At 71.8% G+C, this 17,564-nt stretch carries 18 protein-coding genes, 1 tRNA gene and 1 pseudogene; 10 read left to right on the top strand and 10 right to left on the bottom strand.

Translation table 11 applies throughout. The features are described from left to right. Positions 1-7 precede the first annotated feature (7 nt). Positions 8-1,432 (top strand): annotated as a pseudogene (locus PYS65_RS22365) (tetratricopeptide repeat protein); the annotation flags it as partial. A 657-nt stretch (positions 1,433-2,089) separates the two neighbouring features. Here PYS65_RS22365 and hppD read toward each other — a convergent pair. Beyond that, positions 2,090-3,238, bottom strand: a complete 1,149-nt coding sequence (hppD, locus tag PYS65_RS22360) for a 4-hydroxyphenylpyruvate dioxygenase (RefSeq protein ID WP_279335715.1) — start codon at positions 3,236-3,238, stop codon at positions 2,090-2,092. Positions 3,239-3,366: 128 nt separating this feature from the next. Between hppD and PYS65_RS22355 the strand changes: the two genes are divergently transcribed. The 5 genes from PYS65_RS22355 (at position 3,367) to PYS65_RS22335 (ending at position 7,743) form a co-directional block, all read left to right on the top strand. Further along, positions 3,367-3,867, top strand: coding sequence for an Lrp/AsnC family transcriptional regulator (locus tag PYS65_RS22355; protein WP_279338035.1), 501 nt, complete (start codon positions 3,367-3,369; stop codon positions 3,865-3,867). Positions 3,868-3,901: 34 nt separating this feature from the next. After that, positions 3,902-4,549 (top strand): ABC transporter permease, encoded by a 648-nt coding sequence (locus tag PYS65_RS22350; protein ID WP_279335714.1) that lies wholly within the window; start codon positions 3,902-3,904, stop codon positions 4,547-4,549. A gap of 94 nt (positions 4,550-4,643) precedes the next feature. After that, positions 4,644-5,852 (top strand): betaine/proline/choline family ABC transporter ATP-binding protein, encoded by a 1,209-nt coding sequence (locus PYS65_RS22345; protein WP_279338034.1) that lies wholly within the window; start codon positions 4,644-4,646, stop codon positions 5,850-5,852. Then, complete coding sequence (locus PYS65_RS22340; RefSeq protein WP_279335713.1) at positions 5,849-6,778, top strand: ABC transporter permease; 930 nt, start codon at positions 5,849-5,851, stop codon at positions 6,776-6,778. The genes PYS65_RS22345 and PYS65_RS22340 overlap by 4 nt, the downstream gene beginning before the upstream one ends. Next, positions 6,775-7,743: a glycine betaine ABC transporter substrate-binding protein gene (locus tag PYS65_RS22335; protein WP_279335712.1), complete on the top strand. Its 969-nt coding sequence runs from the start codon at positions 6,775-6,777 to the stop codon at positions 7,741-7,743. The genes PYS65_RS22340 and PYS65_RS22335 overlap by 4 nt, the downstream gene beginning before the upstream one ends. A 13-nt stretch (positions 7,744-7,756) precedes the next feature. Here the strand turns inward: PYS65_RS22335 and PYS65_RS22330 are convergent, their stop codons facing one another. From PYS65_RS22330 to PYS65_RS22305, 6 genes are all read right to left on the bottom strand, one after another. Beyond that, positions 7,757-8,548: a S16 family serine protease gene (locus tag PYS65_RS22330; RefSeq protein ID WP_279335711.1), complete on the bottom strand. Its 792-nt coding sequence runs from the start codon at positions 8,546-8,548 to the stop codon at positions 7,757-7,759. Positions 8,549-8,682: 134 nt separating this feature from the next. Continuing rightward, positions 8,683-9,324, bottom strand: coding sequence for an IclR family transcriptional regulator (locus PYS65_RS22325; protein WP_279335710.1), 642 nt, complete (start codon positions 9,322-9,324; stop codon positions 8,683-8,685). 294 nt (positions 9,325-9,618) lie between these two features. Then, positions 9,619-11,409, bottom strand: a complete 1,791-nt coding sequence (locus PYS65_RS22320; RefSeq protein ID WP_279335709.1) for a DEAD/DEAH box helicase — start codon at positions 11,407-11,409, stop codon at positions 9,619-9,621. Between the two features lie 133 nt (positions 11,410-11,542). Further along, the gene (locus PYS65_RS22315; protein ID WP_279335708.1) at positions 11,543-11,911 is read right to left on the bottom strand and encodes a type II toxin-antitoxin system death-on-curing family toxin; all 369 of its coding nucleotides are present in this window, start codon (positions 11,909-11,911) and stop codon (positions 11,543-11,545) included. Continuing rightward, positions 11,911-12,108 (bottom strand): hypothetical protein, encoded by a 198-nt coding sequence (locus PYS65_RS22310; RefSeq protein WP_060892904.1) that lies wholly within the window; start codon positions 12,106-12,108, stop codon positions 11,911-11,913. The genes PYS65_RS22315 and PYS65_RS22310 overlap by 1 nt, the downstream gene beginning before the upstream one ends. Positions 12,109-12,140: 32 nt before the next feature. Continuing rightward, entirely contained in the window at positions 12,141-13,619 is a 1,479-nt protein-coding gene (locus tag PYS65_RS22305; protein WP_279335707.1) for an MFS transporter, read from the bottom strand. A 198-nt stretch (positions 13,620-13,817) separates the two neighbouring features. On the opposite strand from PYS65_RS22305, the gene PYS65_RS22300 reads away from it, so the two are divergent. Then, a tRNA-Cys gene (locus PYS65_RS22300) sits at positions 13,818-13,889 on the top strand. Positions 13,890-14,071: 182 nt separating this feature from the next. Here the strand turns inward: PYS65_RS22300 and PYS65_RS22295 are convergent. Next, the gene (locus tag PYS65_RS22295) at positions 14,072-14,302 is read right to left on the bottom strand and encodes a GntR family transcriptional regulator (RefSeq protein WP_279335706.1); all 231 of its coding nucleotides are present in this window, start codon (positions 14,300-14,302) and stop codon (positions 14,072-14,074) included. 146 nt (positions 14,303-14,448) lie between these two features. Between PYS65_RS22295 and PYS65_RS22290 the strand changes: the two genes are divergently transcribed. Together PYS65_RS22290 and PYS65_RS22285 are read left to right on the top strand one after the other, a co-directional pair. Next, a complete protein-coding gene (locus tag PYS65_RS22290) occupies positions 14,449-14,757 on the top strand; it encodes a hypothetical protein (RefSeq protein ID WP_279335705.1) in 309 nt (102 codons plus the stop codon). Continuing rightward, the gene (locus tag PYS65_RS22285) at positions 14,754-15,083 is read left to right on the top strand and encodes a hypothetical protein (RefSeq protein ID WP_279335704.1); all 330 of its coding nucleotides are present in this window, start codon (positions 14,754-14,756) and stop codon (positions 15,081-15,083) included. The genes PYS65_RS22290 and PYS65_RS22285 overlap by 4 nt, the downstream gene beginning before the upstream one ends. 63 nt (positions 15,084-15,146) lie before the next feature. On the opposite strand, the gene PYS65_RS22280 is transcribed toward PYS65_RS22285, so the two are convergent. Then, the gene (locus tag PYS65_RS22280) at positions 15,147-15,608 is read right to left on the bottom strand and encodes a hypothetical protein (RefSeq protein ID WP_279335703.1); all 462 of its coding nucleotides are present in this window, start codon (positions 15,606-15,608) and stop codon (positions 15,147-15,149) included. 89 nt (positions 15,609-15,697) lie between these two features. Between PYS65_RS22280 and PYS65_RS22275 the strand changes: the two genes are divergently transcribed. Further along, positions 15,698-16,054, top strand: a complete 357-nt coding sequence (locus PYS65_RS22275) for a MerR family transcriptional regulator (RefSeq protein WP_279335702.1) — start codon at positions 15,698-15,700, stop codon at positions 16,052-16,054. A gap of 12 nt (positions 16,055-16,066) precedes the next feature. Here PYS65_RS22275 and PYS65_RS22270 read toward each other — a convergent pair whose 3' ends face one another. Next, positions 16,067-17,305, bottom strand: coding sequence for an SUKH-4 family immunity protein (locus PYS65_RS22270; protein ID WP_279335700.1), 1,239 nt, complete (start codon positions 17,303-17,305; stop codon positions 16,067-16,069). Positions 17,306-17,564 lie beyond the last annotated feature (259 nt).

The raw sequence follows: 17,564 nt of genomic DNA, 5'->3' as shown, positions 1-17,564 counted from the left end.
GTGCGCCATGGACGACAAGCCACAAGAGACCCGCGAGCCGGACGCGCCCCCTGGGCACGGCGGGCCCCGTCGGCGGGTGAACCGCCGGATGCTGCTCGGCTCGGTCGCCGGGTGCGCCGTGATCGGCGGGGTGCTGGTGCTGCTGCCGTGGGGGCACGGGGCGGACGGGCCCGTGGAGCCGGCGCCGGGGGCACCGGCCCTGGCGGCGGTCGCCAGTGGCGTGCCGACGTCGCTGCCCGGTCTGGAGAGCCTGATCGCGGAGCGGCAGCGGCATCTGGAGAAGCATCCGCAGGACGCGGAGGCCTGGGCGGTGCTCGGGGCGGCCCGGGTGGAGCAGGGGCGACGGCTGGCGGACCCCGCGCACTACCCGCGGGCCGAGCAGGCGCTGCGCACCTCGCTGAAGGTACGGGCGAAGGACAACGCCGGGGCGCTGCGCGGGATGGCGGTGCTGGCAAACGCGCGCCGCGACTACCCCGCCGCACGCGAGTGGGGCGAACGGGCGCTGCGGCTGGAGCCGAAGCGGTGGACGACGTATCCGCCGCTGATCGAGGCGTATGCAGGACTCGGCGACGGCGGGGCGGCGGAAAAGACGCTGGACAGGCTGAAGGCGCTGTGGTCGGGACCGGTCGTGATGGCGCGGGCGGCGGCCCTGTACCGGGACAAGGGTCTGCAGGAGGACGCGGCGGCCCAGCTGTCCGACGCCGCCGCCGCGGCCGGGGACCCCGCCGAGCGGGCCGGGTATCTGGAGCGGGCCGGACAGCTGGCCTGGGAGCGCGGCGACCGGGAGGACGCGCTGCGGCACTTCCAGGAGGCGCTGCGGACCGACCCGGACCAGCGGGCGGCACAGGCGGGGCAGGGCAGGGCGCTGGCCGCGCTCGGGCGGACCACGGAGGCGATCGACGCCTACCGGGCGGCGCTGGCCCGGCAGCCGCGACCGGAGTACGCGCTGGAGCTGGGCGAGTTGTACACGTCGCTGGGGCTGCGGCAGGCGGCCCGGGTGCAGTACGACCTGCTGCGCGAGCGGGTGCGGGCGGCCGCCGCGCACGGGGTCGACGAGGACCTGGTCCTCGGGCGGTTCGAGGCGGACCACGGGGACCCCGGGGCCGCGGTGCGGCTGCTGCGGGCGGAGTGGAGGCGGCAGCCGTCGGCGGAGGTGGCCGACGCGCTGGGCTGGGCGCTGCACCGGTCGGGGAAACCCGAGGAGGCGCTGGAGTACGCGGTGCGGGCGACGGAGAGGACGAAGGGCGGGGTGCGCAACGCCCTGTCCCTCTTCCACCGGGGCATGATCGAGGGGCAACTGGGGCGTTGGGGGCCGGCGCGGCGGCATCTGCGGGAGGCGATGGCGCTCAACCCGTATTTCTCCCCGCTCCGGGTGCCGCAGGCCGAGGCGGCACTGGAACGGCTGGGCGAACCACCCGTCGACGACGGACCGCCCGCCTGGGCCGAGGAGGCCGAGAGGGCAGAAGAGGCCAAGAGGGCCAAGGAAGCCTTGGAAGCCGAGAAGGCCGAGAAAGCCAAGAGGCTCGAGGAAGCCGAGAAGGCCAAGGAGGCCAAGGAGGCCAAAAGGGCCGGGGAAGCCGAGAGGGCAGAAGTAGCCAAGCGGGCTGAGAAGACGGAAGAAACCGAGAGAGCCAAGAAGGCCGAGGAAGCCAAGAGGGCCAAGAGGGCCAAGAGGGCCAAGGAGGCCGAAAGGGCCGAAAGGGCCGAAGGGGCTGAAGGGGCTGAAGGGGCTGAAGAAGCCGAAAGAACCGAGAGGACCAGGGAAGCCGAAAAGGCCGTGGGAGCCGAGAGGGCCGGGGAATCCGAAGAAGCCGTGGGAGCAGAAGAAGCCGAAGCGGGCCGAAGCAGACCGAGGCGGGACGAAGCAGACTGAAGTAGGTCGCAGCAGGCTGAGGTGGACTAAGGCGGGGTCGGCCGGTGGGCCGAAACGAGGTCGGCCGGTGGGCCGAAACGAGGTCGGCCGGTGGGCCGAGGCGGGGTCGGCCGGTGGGGCGCCGGATGCGGGCGCCCGGCACCCGGCGCCCGGCGCCCCGCACCCCGCACCCGGCGCCCCGCCAGCCGGCGTCCCGCGGCCGGCCGACCCGACCGGTCACAGGTTGCCGCGGCGCTCCTGCTCCCGCTCGATCGCCTCGAACAGGGCCTTGAAGTTGCCCTTGCCGAAGCCCATGGAGCCGTGCCGTTCGATGATCTCGAAGAACACGGTCGGCCGGTCCTGGACCGGCTTGGTGAAGATCTGCAGCAGATAGCCGTCCTCGTCCCGGTCGGCGAGGATCTTCAGCTCGCGCAGGGTCTCCACGGGCACCCGGGTGTCGCCGACCCACTCGCCGAGGGTGTCGTAGTACGAGTCCGGGGTGTCCAGGAACCGCACACCGGCCGCGCGCATCTGCCGGACCGTCTGCACGATGTCGTTGCTGTTGAGCGCGATGTGCTGGACGCCGGCGCCGCCGTAGAACTCCAGGTACTCGTCGATCTGGGACTTCTTCTTGGCGACGGCGGGCTCGTTGATCGGGAACTTGACCTTGAGCGTGCCGTCGGCGACCACCTTCGACATCAGCGCGCTGTACTCGGTGGCGATGTCGTCACCCACGAACTCCTTCATGTTCGTGAAGCCCATGACCTTGTTGTAGAACGCGACCCACTCGTTCATCCGGCCGAGCTCGACGTTGCCGACGCAGTGGTCGATGGCCTGGAAGGACCGCTGGGCGGGCGGTTCGACGATCGGGTCGGCGGTGACGTAGCCGGGCAGGTAGGGCCCGTCGTAGCCGGTGCGCTCGACCAGGGTGTGCCGGGTCTTGCCGTAGGTGGCGATCGCGGCGAGCACGACGGTGCCGTGCTCGTCCTTCAGCTCGTACGGCTCGGCCACGGAGCGGGCGCCGTGCTCGACGGCGTAGGCGTACGCGGCCCGCGCGTCGGGGACCTCGAGGGCCAGGTCGACGACGCCGTCGCCGTGCGCGGCGACGTGCTCGGCGAGGAAGGTGCCCCACTCGGTGGACGGTTTGACCACCGAGGTGAGGACGAACCGGGCGGAGCCGCTCTCCAGGACGTAGCTCGCGGTCTCGCGGCTGCCGTTCTCCGGTCCGGAGTAGGCGACCAGCTTCATGCCGAAGGCGGTGGAGTAGTAGTGCGCCGCCTGCTTGGCGTTGCCCACGGCGAAGACGACCGCGTCCATTCCCTTGACCGGGAAGGGGTCGGCCTGCCGGGCGGTCGCGTCGGGAGTGAGGTGTGTGGTCTGCGTCATAGGGGCAGGGTGATGCAGCCCTGCAAGGTGCGCAATAGTTCACGTATCCGCTGGGCAGGATGTCCAGTCGAACGCCCGATTCACCGGGCTTTCTGTACAGGATGACCACCACGCACCGGGAGGCCTCCGTGGCGATCGATCAGCTGGACGGCCGGATCATCGTGCTGCTGGCGCGGGAGCCGCGGACGGGGGTGCTGGAGATGTCCCGGCGGCTCGGGGTGGCGCGGGGGACGGTGCAGGCGCGGCTGGACCGGCTTCAGTCGAACGGAGTCATCCGCGGGTTCGGTCCCCAGGTGGACCCGGCGGCCCTCGGCTACCCGGTCACGGCGTTCGCGACGCTGGAGATCCGGCAGGGTCAAGGACCCGATGTCCGGGAGCACTTGGCGAGTGTGCCGGAGGTCCTCGAGCTGCACACCACCACCGGCAGCGGGGACATGCTGTGCCGGCTCGTGGCCCGTTCCAACGCCGATCTCCAACGGGTGATCGACCGGGTCGTCGGTTTTGATGGAATCGTCCGGGCCGCCACGGCGATCGTGATGGAGAACCCCGTTCCGCTGCGGATCATCCCCCTGGTGGAGCAGGCGGCGCTCCGCGAGCCGCCGCAGGGCGGCCGGGGCACACCGGACTGACCGGACGGGCCTGGCCGAGCTGGGGTGAGCGGACGTGAACTTCTGGGAGTACCTGGGCAACCGCCACCAGCAGCTGCTCGTCGACGCGTACCAGCACGCCAGTGTCGTCTTCCAGTGCATGGTGGCGGCGACCGTGCTCGGGGTGCTGATCGGGGTCGCGACGTACCGCAGCGACTGGGCGGGCGACCTGGCCACGACCGCCACCTCGACCCTGCTGACCATCCCGTCGCTGGCCATGATCGGCCTGCTGATCCCGCTGGTGGGGCTCGGGGTGCCGCCGACGGTGATCGCGCTGACGCTGTACGGGCTGCTGCCGATCGTGCGCAACGCCATCGTCGGCCTGCGCGGGGTCGATCCGTCGCTGGTGGACGCGGCCACGGGCATCGGCATGTCGCGGACGGCCCGGCTGGCGCGGGTCGAACTGCCGCTGGCCTGGCCGCCGATCCTCACCGGGATCCGGGTCTCCACGCAGATGCTGATGGGCATCGCCGCCATCGCCGCCTACGCCTCCGGTCCCGGCCTCGGAAACCTGATCTTCCGCGGGATCGCCTCGCTGGGCAGCAAGAACGCGCTCAACCAGGTCCTCGCGGGCACCCTCGGGATCATCGTCCTCGCGCTGCTCTTCGACGCCGCGTACGTCCTGCTCGGACGGCTGACCATCTCCAGGGGGATCCGTGTCTGAGCCACCGACGCCGGGGGTCCCCAGGACGTCCGGGGCGGCCGGAGCGACCGGAGCGTCAAAAACCGCCGCCGCGCCGTCGGCCACCGGGGCGCCCATCGAGCTGGAGAACCTCACCAAGCGGTACCCGGGCAGTGCGCAGCCGGCGGTCGACGACGTCAGCATGGAGATCAGGGCGGGCGAGACCGTCATCCTCGTCGGCCCGTCCGGCTGCGGGAAGTCGACCACGCTGAAGATGATCAACCGGCTGATCGAGCCGAGCAGTGGCCGCATCCGCATCGGCGGCGAGGACGTCACCCACATGGACCCGGTGCGGCTGCGCCGCCAGGTCGGGTACGCGATCCAGGCCAGCGGGCTGTTCCCGCACATGACGGTGGCGCAGAACATCGCGCTGGTGCCGAAGATGCTGCGCTGGCCGGCGGCCCGGGTGCGGGACCGGGTGGAGCAGATGCTGGACCTGGTCGGTCTGGACCCCGGCGAGTTCCACGACCGCTATCCGCGCCGGCTCTCCGGCGGGCAGCAGCAACGGGTGGGGGTGGCGCGGGCGCTGGCGGCGGATCCGCCGGTCCTGCTGATGGACGAGCCGTTCGGGGCGGTGGACCCGATCACCCGGGACCACCTCCAGGACGAGCTGATCCGGCTGCAGCACGAACTGCACAAGACGATCGTCTTCGTCACCCACGACTTCGACGAGGCGATCAAGCTGGGCGACCGGATCGCGGTGCTGCGCGAACGCTCGCACATCGCCCAGTTCGACACCCCGGAGGCGATCCTCACCAACCCGTCGGACGACTTCGTCTCGGGCTTCGTCGGCGCCGGGGCGGCGCTGAAGCGGCTGAACCTCACCCGGGTGCGGGACGTGGGGATCACCGACTATCCGACGGTGACCGTCGACGACCCACTCCAGCAGATCTTCGACATGCTCCGCTCCAGCGGCTCGAACGAGATCCTGCTGCTCGACCGGCGGGGCCGCCCCTACAAGTGGCTCCGGCGCGGCGACCTGATGCGGGCCAAGGGCTCGCTGGCCCGCGCGGGCACCCTGGTGCAGGACACGGTGACCCGGAACGCGACCCTGCGGGACGCGCTGGAGGCCGTCCTCACCGACAGTTCGGGGCGGGTGGTGGTCACCGGCGGGCGCGGCACGTACCAGGGTGTCGTCGACGTGGAGACGCTGATGAACTCGGTGCACGAACTCCTGGAGGCCGACCGGCTGGAGGCGATGGAGGCCCAGCACGAGCTGGAGGGCCGGCGGAGCGACCGGACGCACGCCGAGCAGGAGGGCGCGGGCGGGGAGGGTGGCGCGTGAGCGCCTCTCCGGGGCACCGGCCCGACGACGAGCACGAGGCCAGGAGGCTCGCCTTCCGGGACCACGACCACGACCACGGTGACGGCGACGGGGGCGGCGACGGGAGCGACGACGGCAGGGGCGGGGGCGGGGCCACGCGCGGTGCGCGGCCGGGGCCCCCGGGGTCCGGGGCCCCGGTCGCGAGCGCGCCCCGGGTGACCTGGCAGCGGCTGACGCTCCTGCCCACGGCGCTGGTCGCCCTGCTGCTCGCGACCTGGCTGTGGTTCGTCCAGGCCGATCTGGACCCGCTGTCCCGGAACGCGCTGTCCCACGGGCAGGTGTCCAAGGCGCTCTGGCAGCACATCGAGCTGACCGTGATCTCGACGTTCTTCGTACTGATCATCGCGATCCCGCTGGGCATCCTGCTGACCCGGCCCGCGTTCCGCCGGGCCGCCCCGGCCGCGACGGCGTTCGCCAACATGGGCCAGGCGACGCCCGCGATCGGTCTGCTCGCGCTGCTGGTGATCTGGCTGGGCATCGGCCGCAGGGCCGCCCTCATCGGCATCATCGCCTACGCCGTGCTGCCGGTGCTCTCCAACACCCTCGCGGGACTGCGGGCCAACGACCCGGCGCTGCTGGAGGCGGCGCGCGGCATCGGCCTGTCCCCGCTGGGCGTGCTGGCCCGGGTGGAGCTGCCGCTGGCCGTCCCCCTCATCCTCGCCGGGGTGCGTACGGCGCTCGTGCTGAACGTCGGCACGGCCACGCTCGCGACCTTCGGCGGGGGCGGCGGTCTGGGCGTGCTGATCACCACCGGCATCACCAGCCAGCGGATGCCGGTCCTGGTGCTGGGCTCGATCCTCACCGTCGCCCTGGCCCTGCTGGTGGACTGGCTGGCCTCGCTGGCCGAGCTGCTGCTGCGGCCACGGGGGCTGGAGACGGACACATGAGGCGCCGCCTGTGCCTGCTGCTCGCCGGGATGCTGCTGGCGGGACTCTCCTCCTGCGGGCTGACCAGCGGCTCCCCCATGGTCGACGACGTGGAACCCGGCTCGGTCGGGAAGGGCAGGCCCCTGGAGGGCGCGAAACTCACCGTCACCTCGAAGGAGTTCACCGAGCAGCTGATCCTGGGCGCGATCATGGGCATCGCCTTCCAGGCGGCGGGCGCCGACGTCGTCGACCGCACCGGCATCCAGGGCTCGGTCGGCTCCCGGGCGGCGGTCGTGAAGGGGGTCGCGGACGCCGCGTACGAGTACACCGGCACGGCGTGGATCACCTACCAGGGCAACAGCAGGCCCATCCCCGACCCGCGCAAGCAGTGGGAGGCGGTGCGCGAGGCCGACGTGAAGAACGGGGTGACCTGGCTGGAGCCGGCGGCGCTGAACAACACCTACGCCCTGGCCATGAACCAGGCGAACTTCAGGAAGTACGGCACGAAGTCGCTGTCGGACGTGGCCGCGCTGGCGAAGTCCGACCCGGCGGCGGTGACGCTGTGCGTGGAGGGCGAGTTCGCCAACCGGGCGGACGGACTGCCGGGCATGGAGAAGGCCTACGGCATGGACGTGGGCGCGGGCAACATCACGCAGATGGACACCGGGATCATCTACACCCAGACGGCCAAGGGCGCCTGCACCTACGGCGAGGTCTTCACCACCGACGGCCGCATCAAGTCCATGAACCTGGTGGTGATGGCGGACGACAGGAAGTTCTTCCCCAACTACAACGCGGCACCGATGATCAACAGCGGCACCTTCAAGGAGTGGCCGGCGATCGCGGAGGTCCTCGACCCGGTCACGGCGAGGCTGGACAACGAGGTGGCGCGGACCCTGAACGCGAAGGTGGACGTGGACGGGCAGGACCCCCACCAGGTGGCGCTGGACTGGATGGTGGACGAGGGCTTCGTCAGGAAGAAGTAACGGCGGCGCCCGGTCAGCAGCGGGGGATCTTGCCGGTGCCCTTCTGCAGGGAGACCAGGGCGTCGACGGTGCCCTCGAGGGTGGTGACCGGGATCAGGCGCAGCCCCTCGGGGAGTTCGGTCCGGGCCTGGGCGCACTCCGCCTCGGGCACCAGGAAGACGGTCGCGCCGTCCCGCCGGGCGGCCTGCGTCTTCAGCGGCACGCCGCCCACGGCGCCGACCGTGCCGTCCGCGTCGATGGTCCCCGTACCGGCGATGATCCGGCCGCCGGTGAGGTCGCCGCCGCTGCCGTCGCCGTTCAGCTTGTCGACGATGCCGAGGGAGAAGAGCAGGCCGGCGCTGGGGCCGCCGACGTCGGCGAGCTTCAGCTCGACCTCGATGCCCTTGCCGTCCAGATCCAGGTAGCCCAGCGCGGCCCGGGTGGCCTCGTCCTGCGACTGCTTCATCTGCTTCTCGTTGTAGCGCTCGATCTCCTTGACGTCGCCCCCGGAGGGGTAGACCGCGTCGCGGGGCATGACCGCCTGGTCGGTACCGAACCAGCTGTCGATCACGTCGGGGAGGTCGACCCGGGTGTCCGGGGAGGTCGCCTCGATCGTCGTCATCCGCAGCTGGCCGGTGGTCTCGCGGGTCTCGGCGCCGGAGATCGTGATGACCTGCGTGCCCTTGTTCTCGCCGAGCACGTCGGCCGTCAGCCCCGGCTGGGCCACCGAGAACGGCAGCGGCGCGAAGACCGCCGTGGCCAGCAGGGCGACGGTGGGGGCGGCGCAGACGGCCAGGGCCTGGGAACGTGTGAGGCGAGAGAGCACGGGATCAATCTAACGTGACGCCTTCGCCGCGCTGCCCCCGACAACCGTCGACCACCGACCCTCGGCGCGACGCCCCACCGGCCCTGGACGCGGCACCCCGACGACCACCGGTGCTCGCCCCGACGCCCCCACCCTCAGCGCAGGGCCTCCGCGACCTCGCGGGCCGCGTCCATGACCCGGGGGCCGACCCGTTCGGGGACCACGTCGGCCAGCATCACCACGCCGACGCTGCCCTCGACCCCGGTGACTCCCAGCAGGGGCGCCGCCGCCCCGCACGCCCCGGCCTCCAGTTCGCCGTGGGTGAGGGTGTATCCGGGGTCGTCGGGCCGTCGCAGGCGGGCCGAGATGATCGCCTTGCCGGCGGCGCCCCGTTCCAGCGGGTGCCGGAACCCGGCGCGGTAGGCGACGTGGTAGTCCGTCCACGACGGTTCCACCACCGCCACGGCCAGCGCGTCCGCCCCGTCGACCAGGGTCAGGTGCGCGGTCGCGCCGATGTCCTCCGCCAGCGACCGGAGGGCCGGCATCGCCGCCTCCCGGACCAGCGGATGCACCTGGTGGCCCAGCCGCAGCACGCCGAGCCCGACCCGGGCCCGGCCGCCGAGGTCACGGCGTACCAGCGCGTGCTGTTCCAGTGTGGCGAGCAGCCGGTACACGACGGTCCGGTTCACGCCCAGTCGGTGGGAAAGCTCGGTGACGGTCAGGCCGTGGTCCGTATCGGCCAGCAGCTTGAGGACCCGCAGTCCCCGGTCGAGCGTCTGAGAGGTCTCCGCGGTCACGACGCCCACTCCTTCGTGGTGAGGTCGACGGCCCTCTCGCGGCGTATGCGTCACCGAGTCCCGTCGGCGACGCGCTTCAGAGGCCGCCGATCGGCCGGCGGCCCGGCCATGTCCCGGGCACGGTCGCTTCACGGCTGCGCTCCGCGGCGGCGCTGCCACGGGGCGTGTGCGTAGCCGGACAGTAGCGAGCCGGTCCGGTCAGCGGAAGGCTTTGTCCAGAATCCGGGCACCCTCATCCCTGAACTGGCGTTTTTTGCCCCGATTCGACCGCCGGGCGTGCGTCGGCGGAACGGGTCACCGCATGCGGGTGGCCCACTCCTGCACCTTGGCGATGCGCTGGCGCAGCTGGCCCGGTGTGGCCTCCGCGGCGGGCGGTCCGCCGCAGACGCGGCGCAGCTCTGTGTGGATGACGCCGTGCGGTTTGCCGCTCTGGTGGACGTAGGCGCCGACCATGTTGTTGAGCTGGCGGCGCAGTTCCATCATCTCCTTGTGGGAGACCACGGGGCGCCGCTCGGCGGGCAGTTCGAGCAGGTCGGCCTCGCTGTCCGGCTTCTTGCGGCTGTGCGCGATCTGCCGGGCCTGCCGCTTCTGCAGCAGCAGCTCCACCTGGTCGGGTTCGAGGAGGCCCGGGATGCCGAGGTAGTCCTGCTCCTCCTCGCTGCCGGGGTGGGCCTGCATGCCGAAGTCGGCGCCGTTGTAGGTGACCCGGTCGAAGACGGCGTCGGACTCCAGTGCCTCGAAGGGCAGCATGTCCTCGCCGGTGTCCTCGTCCTGCTCCCGGTTCGCCTCGTCCATCTCCTTCTCGGAGTCGGCGTACGGGTCCTCCTCGCCGTCCTTCTTGGGCTTGTCGAGGACGTGGTCGCGCTCGCGTTCCATCTCGTTCGCGAACTCCAGCAGGTTCGGGATGGTCGGCAGGAACACGGAAGCGGTCTCGCCGCGCCGCCGGGACCGCACGAAACGGCCGACGGCCTGGGCGAAGAACAGCGGGGTGGAGATGGTGGTGGCGTACACGCCGACCGCCAGGCGCGGCACGTCGACGCCCTCGGACACCATGCGGACGGCGACCATCCAGCGGTCGTCGCCGCCGCTGAAGTCGTCGATCCGTTTCGAGGCGCCGGTGTCGTCGGACAGGACGACGGTGGGCTTGTCGCCGGTGATCTCGCGGATCAGCTTGGCGTAGGCGCGGGCAGAGTCCTGGTCGGTGGCGATGACGAGGGCCCCGGCGTCCGGGACGGACTTCCTGACCTCGGTCAGCCGCTGGTCCGCGGCGCGCAGCACGGACGGCATCCACTCGCCGCGCGGGTCGAGGGCGGTGCGCCAGGCCTGGCTGACCGCGTCCTTGGTCATGGGCTCGCCGAGGCGGGCCTCGACCTCGTCGCCGGCCTTGGTTCGCCAGCGCATGTTGCCGCTGTAGGAGAGGAAGATGACGGGACGGACGACGTTGTCGCGGAGCGCGGAACCGTAGCCGTAGGTGTAGTCGGCGGCCGACCGGCGGATGCCGTCGTCGCCCTCCTCGTACGCCACGAACGGGATGGGGTTGGTGTCGGACCGGAACGGCGTACCGGTGAGCGCGAGCCTGCGGGTGGCCGGCTCGAACGCCTCCAGGCACGCTTCGCCCCAGGACTTGCTGTCACCGGCGTGGTGGATCTCGTCGAGGATGACCAGGGTCTTGCGCTGCTCGACGCGGTTGCGGTGCAGCATGGGGCGGACCCCGACACCGGCGTAGGTGATGGCGACGCCGTGGTAGTCCTTGCCGAGCGGGCCCGCGCTGTACTCGGGGTCCAGCTTGATGCCTATCCGCGCGGCGGCCTCGGCCCACTGCTTCTTCAGGTGCTCGGTGGGCGCGACGACGGTCACCTGCTGCACGACGTGGTGGTGCAGCAGCCAGGAGGCCAGCGTCAGCGCGAAGGTCGTCTTTCCGGCGCCCGGGGTGGCGACCGCCAGGAAGTCGCGCGGCTGTTCCTGGAGGTACTTCTCCATCGCCCCCTGCTGCCAGGCGCGCAGTTTCCCGGCGGTGCCCCAGGGGGCGCGGCCGGGAAAGGCGGGGGACAGGTGGTGCGAGGCGGAAGCGGCGGTGGTAGTCACGGTCTCCGTGGGGGGACGGGGGCTGGTTCGGGCGGCGCGGCCGCCGATGACGACCGAGCCACCATATCCGCGCCCCGGCGGCCCGGTCCCCCGGGCCGTGCAGGGTCACCCCCGGGTGGGACCGAGTTCACATTCAGCGCGCGAAACGCGGCAGCTGGGACGCGATCTTGGGCACGTCCAGTGCGCCCTGGCATACGTCCAGGACAAACCTCTCCGCTTCGTCCACATCGAAGTCCGGATCCAGCGCGTGCCCGTTCATGTGCAAGAAGACCCAGGTCGCGTACCAGGCGAGGCGCTTGTTCCCGTCGACGAGAGCGTGGTTGCGCGCGAGGGACTCCATCAGCGCCGCGGCCTTCTGCCATACGTCCGGATAGGCGTCCTGGCCGAACACACTCGACTGCGGACGCGCCAGCGCCGAGTCCAGCAACCCGTAATCGCGCACCGCGTCCTCCCCGAGCCGCTTCGCGAGGTTCAGCAACTCGGGCAGCGTGAGGTAGTGCATCAGGCGAGCCTCCGGTTGAGCTCCGCACTGGCTTTCAGCACGTGCTCGGCCGCCTCGTTGAACAGCCTCGAATGCTCGTTTATGGCCGCGACCACCGCGTCGTGCGCGAAGGCCTGCATGCTGCGCCCCTCCGCAGCCGCACGCTCACGCAGGGCGTCGAGCTCTTCGTCGGTAAACCGCAGATTCAGTCCAGCCATGCCCCAACGGTACTACGTGGTACCACGCGGTGTCACTTGGATACCCGCAGCCGCCTCGTCACCCACACGCCCGCCAGGGCCACCGCTGCCATCGGCAGGAACACCGCGGCGAAGGCGGCCGGGTGGGAGCCGGTGGTCTGGGTCGCCCCGTGGGCCGCCATGCCGCCGCCGAGGGCGGCGAAGGCGGCGCCGCCCATGGCAAGGAGGAGGACGTTGGAGAGGCCGTCGGAGATCTGGAGGGCGGCGGAGTTGGCGCCGGCCTCCTCGGGGGCGGAGAGCTGGAGCAGCAGCACGCTGGTGGAGGAGATCACCAGGCCCATCCCGAGGCAGCCGAAGGCCCAGGCGACGGCCGTCGCCCAGGCGGGCACCGCGGGGATCAGCACGCTCGGGGCCCCCGCGATGGACGCCGCCACCAGCAGCATCCCGAGGGTCATCAGCCGCTCCCGGTACGGCTCCAGTCGCGGCCGCGACTGGAGCCAGGAGCCCAGCGCCCAGGTCACGCCGCCCGCCGCGAGCGAGAACCCGGCGAGCGTGGGGCTGAGTCCCCGCTGGGTGACCAGCATCAGCGGGACGAAGGACTCCGCGGCGATGAAGGACCCGGCGGCGACGCCGCGCAGCAGCACCACCGAGGGCAGTCCGCGGGCCGCCCGCCAGGTGCCGTGCGGGAGCAGTCCCAGCACCGCGGGGACGAGCAGCGCCACGCCCGCCGCGGCGGGCAGCAGGGAGAGCCAGCGCAGGTCCTGGGCGGCGTACTGGAGCAGTCCGGCGCCGAAGGAGATCGCCAGGGCGAGCCGGATGCGGCGGCGGTCGAAGGAGGCCGGCGCCTCCGCGCCGTCGTGCACCGGGCCGGAGGCCAGTCGGCGTATCTGCGGCAGCGCCAGGGCCAGCGGGAACACCACCAGGGCCGGGATGCCGAGGAACACCCACCGCCAGCCGAGGTGTTCGGTCACCGTGCCGGAGGCCAGCGGGCCGACGATCGACGGCACGACCCAGCTCGCCGCGAACGCGGCCATGATCGCCGGCCGCAGCCGCTCCGGGTAGGCCCGCCCGACCACGACGTACAGCGCGACGATCACCAGCCCGCCGCCGAGCCCCTGCACGGCCCGCCCGAGGATGAACGGCCACATCGCGCCCGCCGTCCCGGAGAGCAGCAGACCGACGGCGAAGGAGGCGATGCCCCAGGTCAGCGGCGCGAGCGGGCCGCGCCGGTCCGACCACTGGCCGGAGAGCACCATGCCGAACAGGCTCGTCGTGAAGTACCCCGAGAACGCGAACGCGTACAGGGACACCCCGTCCAGCTCCCGCGCCGCCACCGGCATCGCCGTACCCACCGCGGTCGCCTCGAAGGCGATCAGCAGCACCACGGAGACGATCCCGATGCTCAGCGCCCGGTAGGGGCGGCTCAGTACGGTCGCGTCGGGGTCGGGGGCGAGGGCCGGGACGGGAACGGTGGCCCCGGCGAGGTCGGCGGGGTCGGCGACACCGGTGTCGCGCGGGTTCGGGGTGGTCATGCCCGCCAGAGTAAGGGCCACGGACTGCTTTGACCCCTGTCGGGGGTCGGGACCTGACCAGGACCTCGGACCTACGTCCCGCCGCCCTTTTGTGAACGGGGCATGGCAGTCCCGTTGCGGCGCCCGCCCTTCCCTTGAGTCTTCCTCCCACCGCGGCCTACGGTCGGTGCACCGGTTCCGAGGAACTCCGACGAACACGGCCGTGTGCCCGAGTGGTTGAGGGACTCGCCTGCAAAGCGAGTGACGCGGGTTCGATTCCCGCCACGGCCTCTGAACAGCGATGACGCGGCTCCTGGCTCTGCGCCTCCGGTCAGACGCAGAGCCAGGTCAGTCGCTCGGCCCTTCGCCGCACATGGGTCCATGACCTGCTGGACACGGGTGCCCCGGGCGAGGACGCCATAGTCGTCCGGGGTGGTGCGGCACTTCCCTCTGCCTGCTCACACCACCCCTTGTCACTCGTCGCCCTTCACGAACGAGCCTTGACCCAGCACGGTGTAGAGGCGCCCCTCTTCTCGGAGAGCGGCCACGGCTTTCTGCACCGTCGAGGGAGCCACGTCCAGCTCGGCCGCCAGCTCGTTCACTGCGGGGAAACGCTCGCCGGCGGGGTACTGCCCAGCATCGAGGCGGCGTCGCAGTTCCTCTGCGACCTGGGGCCAGACGGGTACTGAGCGGTCAAGGTCCATGCAACCGAGAATCCGCGAATCTGCACAATCACGCGACCGCGAATACTCGTATACGCGTACACTCTGCAACGCAGGACACACCACAGAACCCCCGCGACAGGGCGAACTGTCCGGGGGCATGGCCCGCACTGCGAAGGAGTGCCGACATGCAAAGCCTACTGGCCGCGCTTTTCTCCTGGCTCTTGCCGTCCACCGGCAGGCGCCGACGTCCCGCCGGGCACGCGGCGAACACGCCGACACGGCGGTTGATCATCACGCACAAAGCGGTGGGTGCGGGACGTCCCGCCCACCGCTCTCCCCGTGCCGCCGCGTTCGTCAAGGCCGACGACTTGCCGCTCGTACGGCCCTACCTCATCGCCCACGAGCGGGAGCAGGAGCGCCTGTGGCAGCAGGACCGGCGAACCTCTCCCACCCTCGCCGCCCTCGGCATCGACTTCCACGGAGTGCCGGCATGACCCTCTCCCCCACCCACCTGCGTCTGCTGCCGTGGAGCGACGACGGCAAACCGGCTTTCCTGTCGGCCGACGGCACAGCCACCCCCCTGTCCCTTCTCGCCGACAGGATCGAGGAGCAGCAGATCGCGACGGCCTCCGCGGTGCTGGATCTGTCCAAGGCCCTCCTCGGCTCCGGGACGCCCGTCACGGCCGACGAGTACCACTTCGTCACCCGGCGCCTGGCCGAGTGCCTGACCGACGTCCTGCACATCTGCGAGAGCCGGGGGCAGCGCATCCCGCCGTACGAGGACGACGACGAGTCCGACGAGGAGACTGACGAGGAGTAGGCACTCGAGACGGGAGCCCCCGAGACTCCGCCGCGCCGACGGGTCTCGGGGTCCTCGTGCGGGTCACCCCGTCGTTCCGCCGAGCGCCGCTTCCACCCCGTCCTTCCGCTCGTCCGCCCGCCGCCACCACGGCACGAGCTGGACCGCGCCGAACGCCACCTCCACGGCGAGGAACAGCCACAGCAGCCCCGTGGCACCACTGGCCAGCGCGTACGCGAACCAGGCCGAGAACAGCGTGCGGGCGGCGCCGTCGTAGATCCCGTGTGCCGGCCGTGTCCTCCTGAGGCGCAGGACGGACCAGACGACCACGACCGAACCCATCAGATTCGCGTACAGGGTCTGCACCGGGTCGCGGTCGGGCAGGGCGCCCAGCCCGAGGGCGTCACCCGCCGACGACAGCAGGCCGTGCGCCAGGGCGTAGGTCCAGGGGGTCGCGAATCCGGCCGTGACGACGAGGTCGTACCAGGCACTCACCCGTACGACACGGAGGTAGGAGGCCCGGGAAGGAGAGGGGAGGAGAGGCACGAGGAAGCTCCTGCTGGTCGGCGGTGGCGGTGCCTCACGCTAAACAGTGGAGTAGGGTCCAAGGTCAAGCCACCGGCCGACGGAGGGCCATGCTGATAGGGGAGTTGGCCGCGCGAGCGGGCCTGTCCAGGGACACCGTCCGGTTCTACGAGAAGCTCGGCCTCGTCACGAGTCGGCGACTGCCCAGCGGTTACCGCGACTTCGCGCCCGAGACGGTGGTCTGGCTGCAGTACGTCCGCACCGCGCAGACGCTCGGGTTCTCCCTGGCGGAGATCGCACGGCACGGTGAGGAACTGCGCGACGCCCCGGACACCGCGCAGGCGCTGTCCGCGCTGTTCGCGGAGAAGATCCGGGTCGTCGACACGCGGATGGCGGAACTCACCGCCCTGCGCGCCGAACTCACCGCGCGCGTCGGCACCGGATGCCCGTTGCGGGCGGGTGGCTGAGGCGAGCGGGGCTCAGAGCACTCCGCCCGCCTCGTCCTGGAACAGTTCCGTCCAGTAGTGCCAGTCCGCGTCGGTCGTGGTGCCCGTGGGGTCGACGGCGGACAGGACCTGGATCATCGTCATGGCCAGCTGGTCGTACGTCTCGCTGGTCAGCACGTGGCCCGACTCCTCGTCGATGGCGTGCTCGCGGTGCAGCAGCCAGAGGGTGAAGGCGAGGGTCGAGATGTCCGTGTTCAGCGGGTACAGGACGGAGTCCGGCCCGCTCCAGTTCAGGACCGCGCCGGTGGCGCCGTCGACGACCAGGCTGTGGTCGTCGGTCAAGTGGCCGAGGCGTATCAGCCGGTCGGCGTGGGCGGGGAGGCGGGCGGGCGGGAACTCGCCCTCGCCGTCGGCGTAGTACTCCGTGAGGGTCCGCAACGGCAGGTCGGTGTCCAGCTGGAAGAGGAAGCCGTCCTCCGGCAGGCCCGTCTCGCGCAGGAAGCGGCGGGTCGGCTCGTGCGTGAGCGTCGCGGGGAAGTCGACCTCCTCGAAGCGGACCACACCGCCCCGGCCGAACTCCTGGTCCAGCAGGCGCACCGGGAGGTCGAGGGCGAGCCCCGAGGCCGTGCCCGGACCCGCCACCAGGGCCAGCGGCCGGATCAGTGCGGCCATCCGCCACAGCGGGGCCGGCTCGCCGTCCGCGCCCTCCTCGAACACCGCGAGCAGCTGCCGCGAGGCCTCGGCCACCGCCTTCGTGCCGTAGCGGCCCGCGTAGGCGGCGAACTGGCCGCGCAGTCCCGCCAGTTCGTCCGTGGCGGCGGCGAACCGCACCAGGGTCGGCAGCGACGGGGCGAGCGGGCGGACGTCCATCAGGTCGTGGCGGTCAAAACGGTCGGGGCGGTCAGGGCCGTCGGGGCGGTCGGGGAAGAAGTACGTCGTCGAGACCGCGCCGGTGGCCCCGTCCAGCAGGACCGACCCGGTCTCCGTGCCGGCCGGGCCGAGCAGCCCGCCGATGACCAGCTGGTCCCGCAGCTCCGCGGAGAGCCTGCCCCCCGCCTCCCCCGCGCCGCCCGTCGCGCCGGCGACGGTGCGCAGGCCCTCGGTCCGCAGCCGCGCGAAACTGAACAGGCCGCTGTCGCACGGCAGTCCGGGGCCGGTCAGCCAGCGGCGCGTGGACGCGTGCGTGACGAACGGGTCGAGGGCGTCGTCGGTCAGGGTGATCGCTGCCGCGACGTCCACGACATCCGTGACAACGGTGTCGGTCGTGCTCATGGCTCCCCCGCGCATTCGTGTGCTCAGTCCCGTGTACCGTGCTCCGCCCCGCCCGGACAGGAGGGGCCCCCGCGCCTTCGGGCCGGCAGCCGTCCCCCACCGCTCGGAACACTACGCGCCACCACTGACAACGCCCCGGTCCACCACGGACGGACGGCCCGGCGGACGGCCGGACGGGCAGGCGGCCGCACACGGACACGGCCGCCCTCACCCCACAAGACGCGTGAACACCCCTGTGCGTTGCCTTCGCGCGTGAATA

It is taken from the genome of Streptomyces cathayae, from assembly GCF_029760955.1.
GTDB lineage: Bacteria > Actinomycetota > Actinomycetes > Streptomycetales > Streptomycetaceae > Streptomyces > Streptomyces cathayae.
Note: the sequence above shows the minus strand (reverse complement) of the source record. Positions and strands in the feature narration are given on the sequence as shown.

What these genes read in the sequence shown, in the direction of transcription:
- hppD (WP_279335715.1), bottom strand. Translation starts at nt 3,238, where the DNA reads ATGACGCAGACCACACACCTCACTCCCGACGCGACCGCCCGGCAGGCC.
- PYS65_RS22335 (WP_279335712.1), top strand. Translation starts at nt 6,775, where the DNA reads ATGAGGCGCCGCCTGTGCCTGCTGCTCGCCGGGATGCTGCTGGCGGGA.
- PYS65_RS22315 (WP_279335708.1), bottom strand. Translation starts at nt 11,911, where the DNA reads ATGCACTACCTCACGCTGCCCGAGTTGCTGAACCTCGCGAAGCGGCTC.
- PYS65_RS22310 (WP_060892904.1), bottom strand. Translation starts at nt 12,108, where the DNA reads ATGGCTGGACTGAATCTGCGGTTTACCGACGAAGAGCTCGACGCCCTG.
- PYS65_RS22305 (WP_279335707.1), bottom strand. Translation starts at nt 13,619, where the DNA reads ATGACCACCCCGAACCCGCGCGACACCGGTGTCGCCGACCCCGCCGAC.
- PYS65_RS22295 (WP_279335706.1), bottom strand. Translation starts at nt 14,302, where the DNA reads ATGGACCTTGACCGCTCAGTACCCGTCTGGCCCCAGGTCGCAGAGGAA.
- PYS65_RS22290 (WP_279335705.1), top strand. Translation starts at nt 14,449, where the DNA reads ATGCAAAGCCTACTGGCCGCGCTTTTCTCCTGGCTCTTGCCGTCCACC.
- PYS65_RS22285 (WP_279335704.1), top strand. Translation starts at nt 14,754, where the DNA reads ATGACCCTCTCCCCCACCCACCTGCGTCTGCTGCCGTGGAGCGACGAC.
- PYS65_RS22275 (WP_279335702.1), top strand. Translation starts at nt 15,698, where the DNA reads ATGCTGATAGGGGAGTTGGCCGCGCGAGCGGGCCTGTCCAGGGACACC.
- PYS65_RS22270 (WP_279335700.1), bottom strand. Translation starts at nt 17,305, where the DNA reads ATGAGCACGACCGACACCGTTGTCACGGATGTCGTGGACGTCGCGGCA.